16 protein-coding genes, 1 rRNA gene and 1 other RNA gene are annotated in these 20,494 nt (G+C 65.8%); 2 read left to right on the top strand and 16 right to left on the bottom strand.

The window, feature by feature from the left end; genetic code table 11:
* Window positions 1-9 precede the first annotated feature (9 nt).
* The 12 genes from AC1RHV_RS25020 to rnpB form a co-directional block, all read right to left on the bottom strand.
* Entirely contained in the window at window positions 10-960 is a 951-nt protein-coding gene (locus AC1RHV_RS25020) for a D-alanine--D-alanine ligase (RefSeq protein WP_054457600.1), read from the bottom strand.
* The gene (gene murC, locus AC1RHV_RS25025) at window positions 957-2,363 is read right to left on the bottom strand and encodes a UDP-N-acetylmuramate--L-alanine ligase (RefSeq protein WP_054457601.1); all 1,407 of its coding nucleotides are present in this window, start codon (window positions 2,361-2,363) and stop codon (window positions 957-959) included. Before murC ends, AC1RHV_RS25020 begins: the two co-directional genes overlap by 4 nt.
* On the bottom strand, window positions 2,360-3,436 hold the full coding sequence (gene murG / locus AC1RHV_RS25030) for an undecaprenyldiphospho-muramoylpentapeptide beta-N-acetylglucosaminyltransferase (protein ID WP_492302207.1): 1,077 nt from the start codon (window positions 3,434-3,436) through the stop codon (window positions 2,360-2,362). The genes murC and murG overlap by 4 nt, the downstream gene beginning before the upstream one ends.
* Window positions 3,433-4,626 (bottom strand): putative lipid II flippase FtsW, encoded by a 1,194-nt coding sequence (gene ftsW / locus AC1RHV_RS25035; RefSeq protein WP_042796415.1) that lies wholly within the window; start codon window positions 4,624-4,626, stop codon window positions 3,433-3,435. The genes murG and ftsW overlap by 4 nt, the downstream gene beginning before the upstream one ends.
* Window positions 4,623-6,155, bottom strand: coding sequence for a UDP-N-acetylmuramoyl-L-alanine--D-glutamate ligase (gene murD, locus AC1RHV_RS25040; RefSeq protein WP_054457604.1), 1,533 nt, complete (start codon window positions 6,153-6,155; stop codon window positions 4,623-4,625). Before murD ends, ftsW begins: the two co-directional genes overlap by 4 nt.
* Window positions 6,152-7,321, bottom strand: coding sequence for a phospho-N-acetylmuramoyl-pentapeptide-transferase (gene mraY, locus AC1RHV_RS25045; protein ID WP_042796413.1), 1,170 nt, complete (start codon window positions 7,319-7,321; stop codon window positions 6,152-6,154). The genes murD and mraY overlap by 4 nt, the downstream gene beginning before the upstream one ends.
* Window positions 7,311-10,166 carry a bifunctional UDP-N-acetylmuramoyl-L-alanyl-D-glutamate--2,6-diaminopimelate ligase MurE/UDP-N-acetylmuramoyl-tripeptide--D-alanyl-D-alanine ligase MurF gene (murF, locus tag AC1RHV_RS25050; protein WP_310530404.1) on the bottom strand — a complete coding sequence of 952 codons (2,856 nt, stop codon included), beginning with the start codon at window positions 10,164-10,166 and terminating at the stop codon, window positions 7,311-7,313. Before murF ends, mraY begins: the two co-directional genes overlap by 11 nt.
* A complete protein-coding gene (locus AC1RHV_RS25055) occupies window positions 10,163-11,893 on the bottom strand; it encodes a peptidoglycan D,D-transpeptidase FtsI family protein (RefSeq protein ID WP_054457606.1) in 1,731 nt (576 codons plus the stop codon). The genes murF and AC1RHV_RS25055 overlap by 4 nt, the downstream gene beginning before the upstream one ends.
* Window positions 11,890-12,180, bottom strand: a complete 291-nt coding sequence (gene ftsL / locus AC1RHV_RS25060) for a cell division protein FtsL (protein WP_054457607.1) — start codon at window positions 12,178-12,180, stop codon at window positions 11,890-11,892. The genes AC1RHV_RS25055 and ftsL overlap by 4 nt, the downstream gene beginning before the upstream one ends.
* Window positions 12,180-13,274 (bottom strand): 16S rRNA (cytosine(1402)-N(4))-methyltransferase RsmH, encoded by a 1,095-nt coding sequence (gene rsmH / locus AC1RHV_RS25065; protein WP_054457608.1) that lies wholly within the window; start codon window positions 13,272-13,274, stop codon window positions 12,180-12,182. The genes ftsL and rsmH overlap by 1 nt, the downstream gene beginning before the upstream one ends.
* Before the next feature lie 7 nt (window positions 13,275-13,281).
* Window positions 13,282-13,710, bottom strand: coding sequence for a division/cell wall cluster transcriptional repressor MraZ (gene mraZ, locus AC1RHV_RS25070; protein WP_006226256.1), 429 nt, complete (start codon window positions 13,708-13,710; stop codon window positions 13,282-13,284).
* Window positions 13,711-14,064: 354 nt separating this feature from the next.
* Window positions 14,065-14,469: RNase P RNA component class A (rnpB, locus tag AC1RHV_RS25075), an RNA gene on the bottom strand.
* A 133-nt stretch (window positions 14,470-14,602) separates the two neighbouring features.
* On the opposite strand from rnpB, the gene AC1RHV_RS25080 reads away from it, so the two are divergent.
* Window positions 14,603-16,429: an ATP-binding cassette domain-containing protein gene (locus tag AC1RHV_RS25080; RefSeq protein ID WP_054457609.1), complete on the top strand. Its 1,827-nt coding sequence runs from the start codon at window positions 14,603-14,605 to the stop codon at window positions 16,427-16,429.
* Window positions 16,430-16,526: 97 nt separating this feature from the next.
* Here the strand turns inward: AC1RHV_RS25080 and pyrC are convergent, their stop codons facing one another.
* Window positions 16,527-17,591: a dihydroorotase gene (gene pyrC / locus AC1RHV_RS25085; RefSeq protein ID WP_054457610.1), complete on the bottom strand. Its 1,065-nt coding sequence runs from the start codon at window positions 17,589-17,591 to the stop codon at window positions 16,527-16,529.
* An 11-nt stretch (window positions 17,592-17,602) separates the two neighbouring features.
* Entirely contained in the window at window positions 17,603-18,796 is a 1,194-nt protein-coding gene (locus AC1RHV_RS25090) for a M20 aminoacylase family protein (RefSeq protein ID WP_054457611.1), read from the bottom strand.
* Window positions 18,797-18,943: 147 nt separating this feature from the next.
* Between AC1RHV_RS25090 and AC1RHV_RS25095 the strand changes: the two genes are divergently transcribed.
* Window positions 18,944-19,222, top strand: a complete 279-nt coding sequence (locus AC1RHV_RS25095; RefSeq protein WP_006217453.1) for an SWIB/MDM2 domain-containing protein — start codon at window positions 18,944-18,946, stop codon at window positions 19,220-19,222.
* Between the two features lie 449 nt (window positions 19,223-19,671).
* On the opposite strand, the gene AC1RHV_RS25100 is transcribed toward AC1RHV_RS25095, so the two are convergent.
* Together AC1RHV_RS25100 and rrf are read right to left on the bottom strand one after the other, a co-directional pair.
* The gene (locus AC1RHV_RS25100; RefSeq protein ID WP_013391517.1) at window positions 19,672-20,037 is read right to left on the bottom strand and encodes a DUF4870 family protein; all 366 of its coding nucleotides are present in this window, start codon (window positions 20,035-20,037) and stop codon (window positions 19,672-19,674) included.
* 237 nt (window positions 20,038-20,274) lie between these two features.
* A 5S ribosomal RNA gene (rrf, locus tag AC1RHV_RS25105) occupies window positions 20,275-20,387 on the bottom strand.
* Between the last annotated feature and the right edge of the window lie 107 nt (window positions 20,388-20,494).

A 20,494-nucleotide genomic window follows, 5' to 3' on the forward strand; every position in this document is an offset into this window, starting at 1 on the left:
GTATCCGGGTCAAGCGTTGCGGGCCGGACTGCGCACTTTGCACGCAGCCTCGGACAAGATCGCCACGCACAGATCGGCGTAGCTGATTCCCACCGCCTTGGCGGCCATGGGAACGAGTGAATGGCTGGTCATGCCAGGCGAGGTATTCATTTCAAGCAGCCACGGCCGGTTGTCGCGGTCGAGGATGAAATCGGCGCGGCCCCAGCCTTCGCAGCCCAGCGCCTGATAAGCCTTGACCGCGATCTCGGCGACTTCCGCGGCCACTTCGGGCGGCAGCGTGGCCGGGCAGAAATACTGCGTGTCGTCGGAGAAGTACTTGTGCTCGTAGTCGTAGTTGCCGCCGGGCGCGGCGATCTCGATGACGGGCAGCGCGCGCGCGGTCTTGCCGCCGCCCAGCACCGCCACGGTCAGCTCGCGACCGGTGATGAACTGCTCGGCCAGCACTTCGGCGTCGAAACGCGCGGCCGCGGCATAGGCTTCCTTCATGTCGGAATAGCCCACCACCTTGGTAATGCCGACCGTCGAGCCTTCATGCGGCGGTTTGATGATCAGCGGCAGGCTCAGGCGGTCCGGCACCAGACGCAGCTCGGTGTCGGCGTCCAGCAATTCGAAGTCGGGCGTGGGCAGGCCGTGCTGCAGCCACACGCGCTTGGTCATGGTCTTGTCCATGGCAAGCGCGGAGGCCAGCGGACCGCTGCCGGTATAGGGGATGCCCAGCAGTTCCAGGGCGCCCTGGATGGTGCCGTCTTCGCCATAGCGGCCGTGCAAGGCAATGAACACGCGGTCAAAACCCTGGGCGGCCAGCTCGGAGAGGCTGCGCTCGCCCGTGTCGAACAGGTGCGCGTCGACGCCGGCGCTGAGCAGCGCCTGGTGCACGCCCGTGCCCGACATCAAGGACACTTCGCGCTCGGCGGATCGTCCGCCGTACAACACACCGACCTTGCCGAATTGCGTGTTCATGCCAGTTCTCCAACTTGAGCGGGGACCTTGCTGATCGAACCCGCTCCCATCACTATCACCACGTCGCCATCGCGCACGAAATCCACGATGGCCTGCGGCAGTTCCGTCACGTCCTCGACGAACACCGGCTCGACCTTGCCGGCCACACGCAGGGCGCGCGACAAGGCTCGGCCGTCCGCCGCCACCAGTGGCGGTTCGCCCGCGGCGTAGACCTCGGTCAGCAACACCGCGTCGGCCGTGCCCAGCACGCGCACGAAATCCTCGAAGCAGTCGCGGGTACGCGTGTAGCGGTGCGGCTGGAAGGCCAGCACGATGCGGCGGTCGGGCCAGGCGCCGCGCGCGGCGGCCAGCGTCGCGGCCATTTCCACCGGGTGATGGCCGTAATCGTCGATCACCGTGAAAGTGCCGCCGCCATGACTGGCCGGCACAGGGAATTCGCCCGTCTGCGTGAAGCGGCGGCCCACGCCATGGAAGGACGACAGCGCCTCGCAGATGGCTGCATCGGCCACGCCCAGCTCGGTCGCCACGGCGATCGCGGCCAGCGCGTTGCGCACGTTGTGCAGGCCCGGCAGATTCAGTTCGACCTGCAGCGGCGGCAGCAGGGTGTCGCGATGCGTGCGCTGCACGTTGAAGCGCATGCGCGTGCCTTCCGGCTGCACTTCATAGGCGCGCACCTGCGCCTCTTCGTTCAGGCCGTAGGTCGTGATGGGCCGCGAGACAAAAGGCATGATCTCGCGCACATTGGCGTCGTCCGAGCACAGCACCGCGCTGCCGTAGAACGGCAGGCGCTGCGTGAACTCGATGAAGGCGCTCTTCAGGCGCGCCACGTCGTGCCCGTAGGTGTCCATGTGATCGGCATCGATGTTGGTCACGATGGCCATCACCGGCAGCAGGTTCAGGAACGAGGCATCCGATTCGTCGGCTTCGACCACGATGTAGTCGCCCTGCCCCAGCCGCGCATTGGCGCCGGCCGAATTCAGGCGGCCGCCGATCACGAAGGTCGGATCCAGGTCGCCAGCGGCGAGCACGCTGGCCACCAGGCTGGTCGTGGTCGTCTTGCCGTGCGTGCCGGCGACGGCAATGCCGCGCTTCAGGCGCATCAGCTCGGCCAGCATGATGGCGCGCGGCACCACTGGGATGCGGGCGGCGCGGGCGGCGATCACCTCGGGATTGTCGCCTGCCACCGCGGTGGACGTGACGATGGCGGCGGCGCCCGTGACGTTGCTGGCCACGTGGCCGATTGCGATTTTCATGCCCAGGCCGGCCAGGCGGCGCGTCACCGCCGACTCGTTCAGGTCGGAACCGCTGATGGTGTAGCCCAGGTTGAGCAGCACCTCGGCAATGCCGCTCATGCCCGAGCCGCCGATGCCTACGAAATGGATGTGTTGAATTCTGTGTTTCATGATGCGCGCCCCGCTGCTTGTTCACAGACGTCGGCGATATGGGCCGCGGCTTCGGGGCGCGCATGCGCGCGGGCCCGTTCGGCCACGGCTTGGAGTTCTTGTCGAGAGCGTTGGCCCAGCCACTGCGCCAGCCATTCGGGCGTCAGGCCGGTCTGCGGCTGCAGCCAGGCAGCCTGCGCGTCGCTCAGAAAGCGCGCGTTGGCGGTCTGGTGGTCGTCGATGGCATGCGGGAACGGCACGAACAGGGCTGCGACGCCCGCCGCGGCCACTTCGGACACCGTCATGGCGCCCGCGCGGCAGATCAGCAGATCGGCTTCGCCCATGGCGCCCGCCATGTCATCGATAAATGCGCGGCAGTCGGCTTCCACGCCCGCCTGGGCGTAGGCCTGCTGCAGCGCGGGCAAATGTTGCTCGCCGGCCTGATGCACCACCACCGGCCGGTTTTCCTGCGGCAGGCGCGCCAGCGCCTGCGGCAAAGTCGTGTTCAGCGCCCGGGCGCCCAGGCTGCCGCCCACGACCAGCACGCGCAGCGGGCCGCTGCGGCCGGCGTAGCGCGCGGCCGGGTCCGGCAACGCGCACAGGTCCGCGCGCACCGGGTTGCCCATGGCCTCGCCCTTGGGCAGCACGCCGGGAAAGCCGCTCAGCACGCGGCGGGCCATCCTGGCCAGCCACTTGTTGGCGGTGCCGGCCACGGCATTCTGTTCATGCACCACCAGTGGCGTGCCGCGCAGCGCCGCAATGACGCCGCCCGGGAAAGCGACGTAGCCGCCCATGCCCAGCACCACGTCGGGCCGCACGTCGGACAGGCGCGACCACGCTTGCCCGAATGCGCGCAGCAACAGGAACGGCAGCTTCAGCAGCGCCGAAGCACCCTTGCCGCGCACGCCCTGGAAACGCAGCGGAACCAGCTCGATGCCGCGCGGCGGCACCAGCCGGCCTTCCATCTTTTCAGGATTGCCCAGCCACAGCACACGCCAGCCGCGCTCGCGCAGCACATCAGCCACGGCCAGGCCCGGCATGATGTGTCCGCCGGTACCGCCAGCCATGATCAGAATGGTGCGAGAGGCCGTCATACCCGCCCTCCACGCATCATGACGCGGTTTTCCACGTCGACCCGGATCAGCATGGCCAGCGCGCACAGGTTCATCACGATGCCCGAACCGCCATAGCTCATCAGGGGCAGGGTCAGGCCCTTGGTGGGCAGCAGGCCCAGGCAGACGCCCATGTTGATGAAGGCCTGCACGCCAAACCACATCGCCACGCCATGCGCAACCAGGCCCGCGAAGGTGCGTTCCATGGCGATGGCCTGGCGGCCTATGTCGAAACCGCGATAGACGATGATGGCGAACAGGGTGATGACCAGCATCACGCCGGCAAAGCCCAATTCCTCGCCCACCACCGCCATCAGGAAGTCTGTGTGCGCTTCCGGCAGGTAATGAAGCTTCTCGACGCTGGCGCCCAGGCCCACGCCCAGCCATTCGCCACGACCCAGAGCGATCAGCGAATGCGACAACTGGTAGGCGCTACCGTAGGCATTGTCTTCGTTCCAGGGATCCAGATACGCGAACAGGCGCGCCCGACGCCACGGCGACAGCCAGATCAACATCAGGAAAGTGCCGACCAGCACGGCCAGCAGGCTGCTGAAGTACTTGCCGTTGATCCCGCCCAGGAACAGGATGCCGATCGCGATCGCCACGATCACCATGAAGGCGCCCAGGTCAGGCTCCAGCAGCAGCAGCATGCCGACGCCGGCCAGCGCAAACGCCATCGGCAGGAAGCCGCGGGCAAAGGCCTGCATGTGCTCTTGCTTGCGCACGGTGTAATCGGCAGCGTAGAGCAGCGCAGCCAGCTTCATCAGTTCGGAGGGCTGGAAGTTCAGCGGACCCAGCGGGATCCAGCGATGCGCGCCGTTGACCTCGCGGCCGATGCCGGGGATCAGCACCGCCACCAGCAGCACCATCGCCACCACGAACAGCGGCACCGCCAGGCGTTGCCACACGCGGATCGGCACCGCCAGCACCACCGCCGCGCCCACCAGGCCGGCGCTGATGAACAGGCCGTGGCGGATCACGAAGTAGTAGCGACCATATGAGGCATAGCGCGGGCCGTCGGCCAGCGCGATCGACGCCGAATACACCATCAGCAGGCCGAGCAGCAGCAAGGTCGACGCCGCGATGACCAGCGGCAGATCGAAATTGCGCATGCGGGTACGGCCGGGCCGTACGGCGTTGACGCTGGCGGTGAGATCGGCGATCAGGCTCATGCGATCTCTCCACGGTCGCGGGCCAGGTCTTCGACCTCTTCCACGAACACCTGTCCGCGATGCGGATAGTTGCGGAACATGTCCAGGCTGGCGCAAGCGGGCGACAGCAGCACGGCATCGCCCGGCTGGGCCAATTCAGCGGCGCCGCGCACGGCGTCGCGCAGGGTTTCAACCGTCACGCACTGCACGCCGGTCGACGCCAGCACGCGGCCGATCTCGGGGCCGTCCTGGCCGATCAGCATCACGGCACGCGCATGCTGCGCCACCACGGGAATCAGCGGCGAGAAATCCTGGCCCTTGCCCTGGCCGCCGGCGATCAGCACGACTTGCTGGCCCAGGCCTTCCAGCGCGGCCACAGTGGCGCCCACGTTGGTGCCCTTGCTGTCATTGATGTAGTCGACGCCGCCGATCGTGCGCACGAAGGCCGCGCGATGCGGTTCGCCCGTGTACTCGCGCAAGGCGCGCAGCATCGGCCCCCAGCCCAGGTCCAGGCAGCGCGCCAACTGCAACGCGGCCAGCGCGTTCAAGGCATTGTGGATGCCGCGGATACGCAAGGCGTCCACCGGCATCAGGCGGCTCATGCGGCCCTTGGCGCGCGTCGGTTCGGGCGCGTCCTTCTTGCGGCGCACCGGCGGCGCGGGTTCATCGAAATCGTTGGGTTCGCAGGCCGCCAGCCAGGCCACGCCCTGGCCCAGCTCCAGGCCCATGTCGCCGACCAGCTCCGGCACGTCACGGCCGAAGCTGCGCACGTTCAGCGCGTTCAGCGTGGCGACCATGTCCACGGTGTACGGATCGTCGCGGTTGACGATGGCCACGCGGGCCATCTTCAGCAGGCGGGCCTTGGCCTGCGCGTAGGCTTCCATGCCGCCATGCCAGTCCAGGTGATCCTGGGTGACGTTCAGCACCACGGCCGCGTCGGCCATCAGCGAGCGCGTGGTTTCCAGCTGGAAGCTGGACAGCTCCAGCACCCAGACCTGCGGCAGCGATTCGGCGTCCAGCGCTTCCATCAGCGCGGCCAGCGCCGCGGGGCTGATATTGCCCGCAGCCACCGCCGACAGGCCGCTGGCCTCAACCAGCTGGCGCGTCAGCGCGGTGACTGTGGTCTTGCCGTTGGTGCCGGTCACGGTCAACAGGCGCGGCCGGTACTCGCGCGTCTCGGCCAGATCGGCCAAAGCGCGCGCAAACAATTCGATCTCGCCGACGACCTCGATGCCGCGGGCCTCGGCCTCGCGCAGCAGCTCGGCCGCGGGTGCCTGGGAGGGCGCCAAGCCGGGGCTCAGCACGACCTGATTCACGCCGTCCAGCAGCGCCGTGTCGAAGGACTCGTCGCAGCCCAGGCGGTACTCCACTTCGCTTTGCGCCAGTGATTCGCGCAGCGCGGCCAGCCCGCCCGGTTCGGCGCGCGTGTCGGCCACGCGCAGGCGGGCACCCAGGCGGGCGCACCAGCGAGCGGCGGCGACACCCGTCTCGCCCAATCCGAGGATCAGGACGAGCGGCGCGTCTGCGCGGGAGGTTTCCATCGTATTCATCGCAACTTCAGGGTAGAGAGGCCAATCAGCACCAGCATCATGCTGATGATCCAGAAACGCACGACCACCTGGGTTTCTTTCCAGCCGCCCACTTCAAAGTGATGATGCAACGGGGCCATGCGGAAAATGCGTCTACCTGTTCCATAACGTCGCTTCGTGTACTTGAACCAAGTCACTTGCATCATCACGGAAAGGGTCTCGACCACGAACACGCCGCCCATGATGAAGAGCACGATTTCCTGGCGCACGATGACCGCGATGGTGCCCAGCGCGCCTCCCAAGGCAAGCGCGCCGACGTCGCCCATGAAGACCTGGGCCGGATACGCGTTGAACCATAAAAATGCCAGCCCGGCGCCGCCAATCGCGGCGCACAGCACCATCAATTCCGCCGCTCCCGGGATGTAGGGGAACAGCAGGTACTTGGAATAGTCCACGCGGCCGACCACGTAGGCGAAGATACCCAGTGCGCTGCCCACCATGACGGTAGGCATGATGGCCAGGCCGTCCAGGCCGTCGGTCAGGTTCACGGCATTGCTGGTGCCGACGATGACCGCCCAGGTCAGCGCCACGAAACCGAGCACGCCCAGCGGATAGCTCACGCTCTTGAAGAAAGGCACGATCAAGTCGGCGCGCGTCGGCAAGGACATCGTGAAACCGCTGCCCACCCAGGCCTTGAACAAGGGCCACAGTTCGGTATTGGCCGGCGCCGACACGGCAAACGCCAGATACACCGCGGCCACCATCCCGATGGTGGCCTGCCAGAAGAACTTCTGCCGCGCGGGCATGCCTTCCGGATCGCGATAGACCACCTTGCGATAGTCGTCCATCCAGCCGATCCAGCCGAAGCCGAAGGTCACCAGCAGCACCACCCACACGAAGCGGTTGGTCCAGTCCGCCCACAGCAGCGTGCTGATGGCGATGGAAATGAGGATGAGCACACCGCCCATGGTGGGAGTGCCGGTCTTGACCAGATGGGTTTCCGGACCGTAGGAGCGCACGGCCTGGCCGATCTTCATCTCGGTCAGTTTGCGAATCACGCGCGGACCCGCCACCAGGCCAATCAACAGCGCGGTCGCGCATGCCAGAACAGCGCGCAGGGTGATGTATTCGAACACCCCCAGTGCGCGCACATCGTCAGACAGCATGCGGGCGATTTCAAGCAGCATTCTGCTCTCCCTGCCCCTTGGCCGTCACACCTTCATTCGTAGAAAAAGCCGTCACTACCCGCTCCATGCGCATAAAGCGCGATCCCTTTACCAATACGCAGGACGCGCGCAAGCCGCGCATTGCGGCAACCACTTCGTCTACCGATGCGCAGGCGTGTGCGCCCACTCCGAATGCGGCCGCGGCCGCCCGGCTGGCTTCGCCTAGCGTGATGAGCGCGTCGAGCCCTTGCTCACGCGCGTAATTGCCCACCTCGACATGCATGGCGGGGCCGTTGTCCCCGACCTCGCCCATGTCGCCCAGCACCAGGACGCGCTTGCCGGCCATGCGGGCCAGCACGTCCACGGCTACGCGAACCGAGTCGGGGTTGGCATTGTAAGTGTCATCAATGAGCAACGTTCCGTCACTCATACTCTTGTGCTGCATGCGACCCGCGACCGGGCTGAAACCTGCCAGGGCGCGCACCGCGCCATCCAGCGGCGCCCCCGCCGCGATCGCGCTGGCAATGGCGGCCAGCGCATTGCGCAGGTTGTGCAGGCCCGGCACCGGCAGCGCCAGGTCGGCGACGCCCACCGGCGTCACCACACGGCAGCGGGTGGCGTTCACGTCAGCCAGGATCTGCTCGGCGTACACGTCCAGGCCGGGCTGCAGGCCGAAACGCAACACGCGGCGCGGCTCGGCCAGGGCATCCCAGATCGCCGAATACGGTTCATCGCCGGGATATACGGCAACGCCATCCTCGGGCAGCGCCGCGATGGCGGCGCCGTTCTCGTGCGCCACCGCTTCCACGCTATGCATGAATTCCTGGTGTTCGCGCTGAGCGTTGGTGACCAGCGCCACCGAGGGCGCCGCGATCGCGGCCAGTTGCGCGATCTCGCCGGGGTGGTTCATGCCCAGTTCGAATACGGCCGCGCGGTGCTCCGGCCGCAGGCGCAGCAGAGTCAGCGGCACGCCGATGTCGTTGTTCAGGTTGCCCGCGGTCGCCAGGCGGCCCGCTTCACCCTGCCACTCGGCCAGCATCGCCGAGATCATTTCCTTGGTCGTGGTCTTGCCGTTGCTGCCGGTCACCGCCACCACGGGCAGCGTGAACCGCGCGCGCCACGCGGCGCCGATGCGCATCAACGCGACGCGGGTGTCACCCAGCACCAGCTGCGGCAGCTTGGCGTCGGGCACGGCGTGCGCCACCACGGCCGCGCACGCACCTCGCGCTTCGGCTTGATCCAGATAGTTATGGGCGTCGAAGTTCTCGCCCACCAGCGCCACGAACAATTCGCCTTCACCGATACGGCGGGTGTCGGTCGACACGCCCTTGACCTGCGGCAGCAGCAGCGCCAGCCGCGCCCATTCCCGGTCATCGAAAGGCAGCTTCTCGCCCCCGATGTCCTGGTAGGTTTCATGGCCCTTGCCGGCCAGCAGCACCACATCGTCGGGCGTCGCGGCCCAGATGGTCTGCATGATGGCGCGCGCGCGGTCCACTTGCACGTCGGGCTTCACGCTGTCCGGGATGCCCGTCAGGATCTGTTCGACGATGGCTTCAGGCGACTCGGTGCGCGGGTTGTCGCTGGACACGACCACATGGTCGGCCAGGTCCGCCGCGATGCGGCCCATCACGGGACGCTTGCCCGGATCCCGCTCGCCGCCGCAGCCGAACACGCAGATCAAGCGGCCCGATCGCGCTGTCGCAACGGCGCGCAAGGCAGTCAGCGCCCGCGACAACGCATCCGGGGTATGGGCATAGTCCACCACCACCAGCGGGCCGCGGCCCGTGCTGGCCTGGGTGCTGTGCGCCACCGGCTCGACGGTTTGCAGACGGCCGTCGACGGGGTCCGTCGCGGCCAGTTCGCGCGCGATCTGCGCAAACGGCAGGCCCAACTGATACAGCACGCCCGCTACCAGCAGCAGGTTCGATACATTGTGCGCGCCCAGCAGGCGCGTCACGATCTGGGCTTCGCCATGCGGCGACACCAGCGTGAAGATCTGACCCTGCGCGGTGGCCTGGAGATCGCGCGCGCGCATGGCGGCGGGAATGTCCTGCGCTTCGCTCAGGCTGTAGCCCATTGCCATGCCTGCCGGCAGATCGGCAATCAGGCGGCGGCCGGCTTCGTCGTCGGCATTGATCACGGCGGCGGTCAGGCCCGGCCAGCGGAACAGGCGCGCCTTGGCGGCTTCGTACCGTTCCATCGTGCCGTGGTAATCGAGGTGATCGCGCGTCAGGTTGGTGAAGGCGGCCAGCGCAACGCGCACGCCATCCATCCTGCCCTGCTCGATGCCGATGGAAGACGCTTCCATGGCCACGGCCTTGGCGCCGGCGTCGCGCATGGCGGCCAGCGTACGGTGCACGGTCAAGACGTCCGGCGTCGTCAGGTCGCCGCCCAGCGTCTGGCCGTCGGGCAGCACGGCGCCCAGGGTGCCGATGGTGCCGCAGGGTTTGTCATTGCGGCTCAGCGCGTGCGCAATCCATTGCACCGACGACGTCTTGCCGTTGGTGCCAGTTACCGCCACCACCGCCAGCTCGGCCGAGGGCCGGCCGTACCAGGTGTCGGCCAACTCGCCCAGCAGGGCGCGCAGGCCAGTCACCGGCAGCATCGCGGCCTGGTCCGCCACGGCCGCGACGGCATCGTTGGCGGGGGCTTCGAACAACACCGCGCTGGCGCCCAGCGCCAACGCCTTCTCTATATAGAGACGTCCGTCGCTGGACAGGCCCGGGCAGGCGACGAACACATCGCCCGGCTCGATATCGCGGGAGTCCAGTTTAAGGTGCGCGGTCAACGACACGCGCGAATGCAACCACGCCACGGTTTCGGCAACCGTGGCGACAGGGTTGGAGAGGAAGCCTTTGGCGCTCATCTGCCTGGCTCCTTGAGACCAGCAACAATTGTGGATTCGAAGGGCGCGTCCGGGCGCACCCCCATCAGCCGCAAGCTCCCCCCCACGATCTGGGAGAACACGGGCGCGGCGATGGCGCCGCCGTAATAGCCGCCGATCGTCGGCTCGTCGATGGACACGGCCACGACGATCTTCGGATCGGACACCGGAGCGAAGCCCACGTAGGAGCTCCGATAGCGCTGCATGCTGTACTTGCCGTCGACGATCTTGCGCGCCGTGCCGCTCTTGCCGGCGACGCGGTAGCCCTGCACCTGGGCAGCCTTGGTGCCTTCGGGGCCGGCGGCCGCTTCCAGCATGCCGCGCACCATTTCAGTCGTCTTGGGCGTGTAGATCTTGACGCTGGTGGGATCGCTGTCGCGCTTGACCAGGGTCAGCGACACCATGTCGCCGTTGCGGGCGAAAACGGTATAGGCGCGCGCCACCTGCAGCAGCGACACCGACAGGCCGTAGCCGTAGGCCATGGTGGCCTTTTCGATCAGGCGCCAACGGTCCCAGGGACGCAGGCGTCCGGGCGCCGCGCCGGGAAATCCCACCTGGGGCGCCTGGCCCAGGCCAAGTTCGGTAAAACGGTCCCACATTTCGCGGGATTCCAGCTTCTCGGAGATCATCGTCATGCCGATGTTGCTGGACTTGCGCAGCACGCCGGCCACGTCCAGCGTGCCGTTGCGGCTCACATCGCTGATCGTGCTGCCCTGATACTGGAATCGGCCGTTGCCGGTTTCGAACAGGGTCTTGGTGCTGATGCGACCCAGGTCCAGCGCCAACGCGGCGGTGAACGGCTTCATGATCGAGCCCGGCTCGAAGGTGTCGGTGATGGCCTGGTTGCGCAGCTTGGAACCGTGGAAGGTCTCGCGCTTGTTCGGATCGAAGGTCGGCACGTTGGCCAGGGCCAGGATTTCGCCCGTATGCACGTCCACGACCACGGCGGTCGCGCCCTTGGCCTGGTGCTTGTCCATGGCGTCCTTCAACGCCTTGAACACCAGATACTGCAGACGCGTGTCGATCGACAGGCGCAGGTCGCGGCCATCCACCGGCAGGGTCACGGCCTGCACATCTTCGATCACGCGGCCGAGCCGGTCCTTGATGACGCGGCGGCTGCCGGGACGGCCGGACAACTGCTGGTTGAACGTCAGCTCGACGCCCTCCTGCCCCTGATCCTCGACGCTATTGAAACCCACCACGTGAGCCATCACGTCGCCGTCCGGGTAGTAGCGGCGGGTCTCGGGCTGCTGGTGCACGCCGGGCATGCCCAATTGTTTGATCTTGTCGGCCACGTCCATGGAGACCTGGCGCTTCAGGTAGACGAAGTTCTTGTCTTCGTCGACCAGGCGGTGACGCAGGTCGGCCGGCGGCGTTTCCAGCAGCTTCGCCAGCGTGTCCATCTGCGCCGGGGTAGCCTGCTTGGCGTCTTCCGGAATCGCCCAGATGGCGCGCGCCGGCACGCTGGAGGCCAGCACCGCGCCGTTGCGATCCATGATCTTGCCGCGCGTCGCGGCCAGGGTCAGCGTGCGCTCATAGCGCCGCTCGCCCTGCTGCTGCAGGAATTCGGTGGACAGCCCCTGCAGGAACAGGGCGCGGCCGGCCAGCACGGTGAACCCGCCGAACAGCAGGATCAGCACCAGGCGCGCGCGCCAGGTGGGCAATTGCCCGCGCAGCACGGGGTTATCGAAGAAGGGGACGCGTTTCATTGCGCGCCTCCGGTGGCGGAAGCGGGCGGCTGGTTCAAGTACAGCGTGCGATCCGGAACGATGGAGATCATCTTCAGGCCATCGCGCGCGATGGCGTCGACCCGCGCGTTGCGGGCCAGTTCGGCGCGGTCCAGCTGCAGGCGCCGCCAGTTGGTTTCCAGGTCGCGAGCCTGCGCCTGATCACGTCCCAGCTCGATGAAGAGCTGGCGCGACTGATACCGGCTGGTGACCAGGGAAATGGCCGACAGCATCAGCAAAGCCGCAACGATCAGGTTGACGCGACCCATTAGCGGCGCCCTCCCTTGCCGCGACGCGGCGGGGGTGCCAGGTCGCTGCCCGGCAGCGAACCGATCTTCACGAACGCGAAGCCGCCCTCGGCGGGCAGCGGCGTCTCGGTACGTTCGGCTACGCGCAAGACGGCGGAACGGGCGCGGGCGTTGGCCGAGACTTCGTCGTCTTCGGCCAGCACGCGGCCCAGGGAGCGCAGGACCGGCTGGGGCATTTCGCTTTCGCGCAGGGGCAGGCGCGCATGCGCGGCGGCCGGACGAGCCGCCGCCGCGATGCACTGCTTGACCATGCGGTCTTCAAGCGAATGAAAGCTGATCACCGCCAACCTCCCTCCCGGGGCGAGCAGGTCTAGAGCTGCCGCGAGGGTGCGCGCGAGCTCTTCGAGTTCCCGATTGATGTAAATCCGTAGAGCTTGAAAGGTGCGTGTGGCCGGATGTTGCCCCTTTTCGCGCGTGCGGACGGCGCTGGCGACGCACTCGGCAAGCTCGAGCGTGGTGCGCAGCGGCCTTGTTGCGCGGCGAGCAGCAATCGCCTTTGCAACCTGAAAAGCAAACCGTTCTTCGCCATAATCCGCTATGACCTCCCGCATCTCATCCACACTGGCTTGCGCCAGCCAATCCGCCACCGTGGGACCACGAGTGGTGTCCATCCGCATATCGAGCGGGCCGTCTCGCATGAACGAGAAACCACGCTCGGCGTCATCGATCTGAGGCGAGGAAACGCCCAGATCCAGCATCACGCCATCGACCTTGCCGATGCCGAGCTGCTCCAATTCTTCGGCCATGGTGGCAAAGCCGCCATGCACCACGGTGACCCTCGGGTCCGCTGCCGCCAGTTGCCTGGCTACGGCGATCGCCTCCGGATCCTTGTCGAACACCACCAGCCTGGCGCTCGGGCCCAGACGGCCAAGCAGTTCGCGGCTGTGCCCGCCACGCCCGAAGGTGCCGTCGACGAAGACGCCGCCTTCCGCCCGCGTAGCCGCAGCCGGCCCGGCCTGCTGATGCGACCGTGCCGCGCCCTTGCCGCCGAAGTCAGGCAGCAATAGCGCGTCCACCGTCGGCTCCAGCAGAACGGGCCGATGTTCGAATTCCATAACTTTTTCAGAACGAAAACTGATTCAACACATCCGGCATACCCTTGGCCAGGTCCTCAGCCTCGCGGCTGGCCAGAGTAGCGGCGTCCCACAGCTCGAAGTGCGCGCCCAGACCGAGCAGCATCACATCGCGCGTCATACCGGAAGCGTTGCGCAGTTCAGGAGCGATCAGGACCCGGCCGGAGCCATCCAGTTCCACGTCCTGAGCGTTGCCCAGCAACAGCCGCTGCAACGCGCGCGCCGTCATGGGAAAGGCGGCAATCTGCTCGCGCTTCTTTTCCCACTCGGGCCGCGGGTAGACCAGCAAGCAGCCGTCAGGGTGGCGTGTCAGGGTCAGCCGGCCATCGGCCTGCGACATGAGCGCGTCACGGTGCCGGGTCGGAATCGAGATCCGTCCCTTGGCATCCAGCGTGAGCGCGCTGCTTCCCTGAAACACCACTTTTACCCCACTTAATTGCACAATTTCCTACTATTTCCCACTCTACGGTATGGGATCGGGGCGGTCAAGCGCGTGGTTGCAATTTTTTCAATCACAACAAGGACTTAGATCAATATGTAAATCCGCAAAAAGAAAAACCTCCCAATAAATCAGGAGGTTGCGGCACTATCTAAAAGTCCTTCTTCAGAAGTGGCGGCTAACAATGCCTTTGCATTGTTTTACGGTCGGTCGTTTGCTCCGGTTGGCAAGGCTTCCAGCCGGGCCCGCCGATTTGAGCGGCCCCAAAAATGGTCCGGCCCGGCCAGCGCGATGCCAGGTTCCAGCCAGGACCAGGCTCGCGTTGCGAATGAGTTGCAAGACGGGTCTATAGGCCGGATTCTGTACACCAGGTTTCCCTGGCGGACGATCATTCCTCTGGACGGATCATTGCTGAGCCGCTCTAGCCATCTACCCGCATGCTTGGACGGGCCGCCCTACGCGGTCCGAAGACCGCACGCATGCCTATTTGATGTTGCTCCGGATAGAGGTTGCCGCGTTTCACCCTGCGATGCCGCCGCCCGTTGCCGGACGGCGCGATACGGAGATGGCCGTATCTGTGCGCGCGATGCACGCCCGCCCCGCAGACTCGTCTCTGTGGCCCTATTCCTCAACCGCGCCCGAAGACGCGGCCGGACGGCCGTTAGCCGTTACCCTGCCCTGTGGAGTCCGGACCTTCCTCGATGGATTCGCATCCACCGCGATCGTCCGACCCGCCTTGCGGTGCGTATTCTATTACACCCGCCAGCTCCGTCCCCGAAGAAGCCGCGACACTAGCCGTGCAAACGGCGTTACGGGGTTCCTGCGACAATACGCCTTGATTCGCTCAGACGCCGCAGACAATACCCATCACATGGCCCTTGCTACTCTCATCACCCTTACCGACATCCAGCTGGCCTATGGCCACCACCCGCTGCTGGACCACGCCGATTTCGCCATCCAGGCCGGCGAGCGCATCGGCCTCATCGGCCGCAATGGCGCCGGCAAGTCCTCGCTGCTGAGACTGCTGGACGGCAGGACCCAGCCCGACGACGGCGACATCGCCCGCAGTTCGGGTCTGCGCGTGGCCACGGTCGAACAGGAACCCGAACTGGACGAAAACGCCACCGTCTTCGATGTGGTCTGCAATGTCGAGGGCGATCATGAAGACTGGCAGCGCCCCTCGCGCGTGCGCTCGGTGCTCGAAAAACTCGGCCTGCCCGCGGACGTACAGATCGCCGGCCTGTCCGGCGGCACGCGCAAGCGCGTCGCGCTGGCGCGCGCCCTGGTCGATGAGCCGGACCTGCTGCTGCTGGACGAACCCACCAACCACCTGGACTTCGAAGGCATCGCCTGGCTGGAAGACATGCTGCGCACCTGGAAAGGCGCCGCCGTCATCATCACCCACGATCGCCGCTTCCTGGACGCAGTGGCTACCCGCATCGTCGAACTCGACCGCGGGCGCCTGCTGAGTTTTCCCGGCAACTTTTCGCAGTGGCAGGAGCGCAAGGCCCAGTGGCTCGAATCCGAGCGCCTGGAACAAGCGCGCTTCGACAAGCTGCTGGCGCAGGAAGAAGTCTGGATCCGTAAGGGCGTCGAGGCCCGCCGCACCCGCAACGAAGGCCGCGTGCGCCGCCTGGAACGGCTGCGGGTCGAACGCGCCGAACGCCGCGAACGCGTCGGCGACGTCTCGCTCGCGCTGGCCGAGGGCCAGCGCTCCGGCAAGCTGGTCGCCGAACTCGACCACGTGAACAAGGCCTTCGGCGACAAGATCGTGGTGGACGACTACTCCACCACCATCCTGCGCGGCGACCGCATCGGCATCATCGGTCCCAACGGCGCCGGCAAGACCACCCTGCTCAAGCTGATCCTGGGCGAGATGCAACCCGACAGCGGCACGACGCGGCTGGGTACCAACGTCGCGGTCGCGTACTTCGACCAGATGCGCGCGCAGCTGGACGAAAACGCCACGCTCGTCGACATCATCAGCCCGGGCAGCGAATGGGTGGAAATCGGCGGCGCCCGCAAGCACGTCATGAGTTACCTCGGGGACTTCCTGTTCTCACCCGCCCGCGCCGGCTCGCCCGTGCGCAGCCTGTCCGGCGGCGAACGCGCCCGCCTGCTGCTGGCGCGCCTGTTCGCCCGCCCTGCCAACGTGCTGGTGCTGGACGAACCCACCAACGACCTCGACATCGAAACGCTGGAACTGCTGGAAGAATTGCTGCAGGAGTACCAGGGCACGGTGCTGCTGGTCAGCCATGACCGCGCCTTCCTGAACAACGTCGTTACGCAGACCATCGCCTACGAAGGCAATGGCCGCTGGCGCGATTACGTGGGCGGCTACGATGAATGGGTCGCGCAGCGGCCCGCGCCCGCGGCCCCGGCCGAAGACGCAACCCCTGCCGCCCGGCCTGTCGACGATGCCGCCGCGCGCGCCAAGGCCGCCAAGCCCAAGCCGGCCAAGTCGGCCAAGATGAACTCCTGGGAACTGCGCGAACTGGAAGGCCTGCCGGACGCCATCGCCGCCCTGGAGGCGCAACAAGCGGAACTTGCCGGCAAGCTCGCCGATGGCAGCCTCTACCGCGACGCGCCCGCCGAAGTCGAACGCATCAACGGCGAACTGGCCAAGCTGGAAAGCGAACTCGAAGAGCGCTTCGCCCGCTGGGAACTGCTGGAAGCGCGCCGCGAAGGCACGCTGTAATCAGCTTGTCTCTATATACATATAGAGGCGCATGAAAAATGCCCCCGAAATCCGGGGGCATTTCTTTTGTTCCGGACTTGCCGGACGGCGCAATTGCCTAGCCCCGCGCGCGCCAGGTTAGCGCTTCACCCGCAGCCAGCGGAACCAGCGTCGTGTTGCCGAACGCGACTTCCTCGGGCACCTGGTAGGCCTCGCGCACCAGCGTCAGCGTGCCGGTGTTGCGCGGCAGGCCGTAGAAGTCCGGGCCATGGAAACTGGCGAAGCCTTCCAGCTTGTCCAGCTTGCCGACCGCGTCGAAGGCGGTGGCGTACAGCTCCATCGCGTGCAATGCCGTGTAGCAGCCGGCGCAACCGCAAGCATGCTCCTTCAACCCGCGCGCGTGCGGCGCGCTGTCGGTGCCCAGGAAAAAGCGCGGACTGCCACTGGTCGCCGCCTCGACCAGCGCAAGGCGGTGCGTTTCGCGCTTAAGCACGGGCAGACAGTAGAAGTGCGGCCGCACGCCACCTTGGAAAATCGCATTGCGGTTGTACAGCAGGTGCTGCGGTGTGATCGTGGCTGCGATGGGACCTTCCGCGTCGCGCACGTATTCCGCGCCCTCTTTCGTCGTGATGTGTTCGAACACCACCTTCAAGGCGGGGAAGGCGCGGCGCAGCGGCTTCATCACGCGCTCGACAAAGATTGCTTCGCGGTCGAACAGGTCGATCGACGGATCCGTCACTTCGCCGTGCACCAACAACGGCATGCCGCATTTTTCCAGCGCTTCCAGCGCCTTCGTGCATTTGCCCAGCAGATCGGTCACGCCGGCATCGGAGTTGGTTGTCGCACCTGCCGGATAAAGCTTCACGGCGTAGACCTGGCCCGACTCGTAGGCGCGGAAAATCTCTTCCGACGTGGTGTTGTCGGTCAGATACAGCGTCATCAACGGCGTGAAGGCATCGGGATTGCCGCCCGCCTTCTTCAAAGCCTCCAGAATGCGGCCGCGATAGGCCAACGCCTGTTCGGTGGTCGTGACCGGCGGCTTCAGGTTGGGCATGATGATTGCGCGCGCGAACTGGCGCGCGGTATCCGCCACCACCGCCTCGAGGGCAGCGCCGTCGCGCAGATGCAGGTGCCAGTCGTCCGGCCGGGTGATGGTGAGCTGAGTCGTGTTTTGAGTAGACATGGAAAGGCTTCTTAATCTGCCAGCGGCATGCCCCGTTCGGCCAGCGCGCTGAACATCGCGCTGCCCAAGGGGATGACGGCATCGTTGAAATCAAAATGCGAGTTGTGCAGCACGCAGCCGGAATCGGCTCCGCCCTGGCCCAGGCGGAAGTATGCGCCAGGCTTGCTCTGCAACATGAAAGAGAAATCCTCGGAGCCCATCGAGGGCGTCAGATCGCGCACGACGTTCTCCTTGCCTATCATCTCGGTGGCGATGTCGGCCACCAGATTGGCGTGCTGCGGCGTGTTCAAGGTCGCAGGGTAGATCCGTTCGTAAGTGACCTCGGCAGTGCCGCCGAAAGCGCCCGCAATCGCGGACACCAACTCGCGCATGCGGGTCTCCACCATTTCCTGGACGGACTTGCGGAACGTGCGCACCGTGCCGACCATTCTCGCTTCGCGCGGAATCACGCTCATGGCGCCGGGATGCCCGGCTTGCAGCGATCCGATGGACACCACCGCCGAATCCAGCGGATTGACGTTGCGCGACACGATGGTCTGCAACGCCGTAATGATCTGCCCTGCGATGGTGACCGGATCGATGGTCTGGTAAGGATGCGCGCCGTGGCCGCCGCGCCCTGTGATCAGGATCTCGAAGCGATCGGCCGCGGCCATCATCGGCCCGGGGTTGATGCCTATCGTGCCCGGCTTCAGGCCCGGCCAGTTATGCAGCGCGTAGATCGCGTCGCACGGAAAGGTATCGAACAGGCCATCTTCCAGCATGGCGCGCGCGCCGCCGCGCCCCTCTTCCGCGGGCTGGAAGATCAGAACCGCGGTGCCATCGAAATTGCGCGTCTGCGACAGGTACTTGGCCGCGCCGATCAGTACCGCGGTGTGACCGTCGTGGCCGCAACCGTGCATCAGGCCAGGCTTGGTCGACTTGTGCCCGAAGTCGTTGTCTTCGGTCATGGGCAAGGCGTCCATGTCAGCACGCAGGCCTATCATGCGCCCGCTATCGCAGCGTTTGCCGCGGATGACGCCCACCACGCCAGTCTTGCCGATGCCGCGGTGCACCTCGATCCCCAGCGCCTCCAGCGCGCCCGCCACGATTCCGGAGGTCCGGACTTCCTCGAAGCCCAACTCGGGGTGCGCGTGCAAATCGCGCCGCAGCGCCGTCAATTCGTCATGAAAGAGGCGAATTGATTCCAAAGGAGATCGTGCGTACATAGGAGGTTACAGAATGACGATATAGAGGGGACAGTCTGTGCATTTTAGTTGCTACAGAGGATAAATGCCTTTGTCTTTACGAGAGAGACACGTTATGCTCCGGCCGCAGGACAATTTTTCCAACAGCCAGAGAAGGAGCGCCGCATTATGGCCACAACCTCCAAACCCGCGACCGCGCGCAAGCCGAACGCTGCATTCATGAAGCCCCTGACCCCCAGCGCCGAACTGGCCGCCGTCATCGGCTCGGAAGCCGTGCCGCGTACCGAGGTCACCAAAAAGATCTGGGAATACATCAAGAAGCACAACCTGCAAGATGCCAGCAACAAGCGCAACATCAACGCCGATGCCAAGCTGCGCCCGATCTTCGGCAAAGATCAGGTCACGATGTTCGAACTGACCAAGCTGGTCAACGCACATCTGAAGTAAGCAGGCAAAGGGCGTACCCCGTACGTCCCTGCCTTCATATCGTCGCGACGCCCCGGTTCATTCCTGGGCGAGCTCGCCTCCCCAGCGCAGCTTTCTCTCACCGCGACAGCCACGCCGCAACCTCGCCGGCACGGCCCGATTCCCCACACCAGCATTCCCCGAAAGCCAAGCCTGGCGCGCCTCTTCAGGCAGTTGGCATGGCTTCCTCACGGTCCCACGGCCAGCATTCGGAAGCAACATGGATTGGCCCATGCGCGATGGCTGCACATGCTGCGGGCCCACGTGTCGTGCGTGAATAATCCTGCACCAGCAGAGGCCTTCGAAACGCTGAATTGCACTCAGCGCTTGTTCGCTGTTGCCCGCACCAGCTGTCCAAGTACGGGCGGCAATATCAAACTCAACAAAGCAAAAGGCCGGCATATGCCGGCCTTCTGTTTGAACGCGAGCCTTCAGGCGTAGGTAGTCGGCGCGGAGCCTTCCAGCAACGACAGCCAGCCCTTGATCAGGCGATACAGCACCCAGATCACGGTCGCGGCCAGGCCGATCCAGCCGATGAAGATGAGCGTCGCGATGCCGCTGATGGCCAGCCACAGCAGGGCCCACCAGAAGGTCCGCAGCAGCCAGTCGAAATGAGCGGCATAGACGGTACCTGCGGCGTCCGAGCGCTTCAGGTACATCAGCACTACGGCCGCCAGCGTGGCGATGCCCAGGAAACCGCTCGTCAGGAAGCCCAGGGCGTACAAGCCATAGGCAACGTGGGTCAGCGTGCGCAGGTCTAACGTCGTTCCGGGCACGGGGGTCTGGGGATCACTCACGATAACGCTCCAACGAATTGACTCGGTCAATCTTACCGCACAAAGCTACCCCGCCCACGGCCGTTGTTATTTGTGCACATTCAATGCTGGCGCGGCTTGCAGCCTGATTGACGGTCCGCAACCACTCGCCCAAAAGCCCCAGCCGCCCGCAGCCGCGCCGACCGCTTGCTAGCTCATCGCACAACACCGCAAAAGAAAAAACCCCGCAGCGCGAGCTGCGGGGTTCCTGGAATCAAAGCCTGACAATGACCTACTTTCACGGACGTCCGTCCACTATCATCGGCGCAAAGGCGTTTCACTGTCCTGTTCGGGATGGGAAGGAGTGGGACCACCTTGCTATGGTTGTCAGGCGTAACTGCTTGAGTGCCTGCCCTATCGTGGGCAAACGCTCCAATTCTGTAGCGAGACCGATGCGCGTGCCGGGAGCAGATCTCGACAGGCGCCCGCAAGGGGCTCT

This window comes from Achromobacter sp. GW823-FHT04E03, assembly GCF_058796095.1.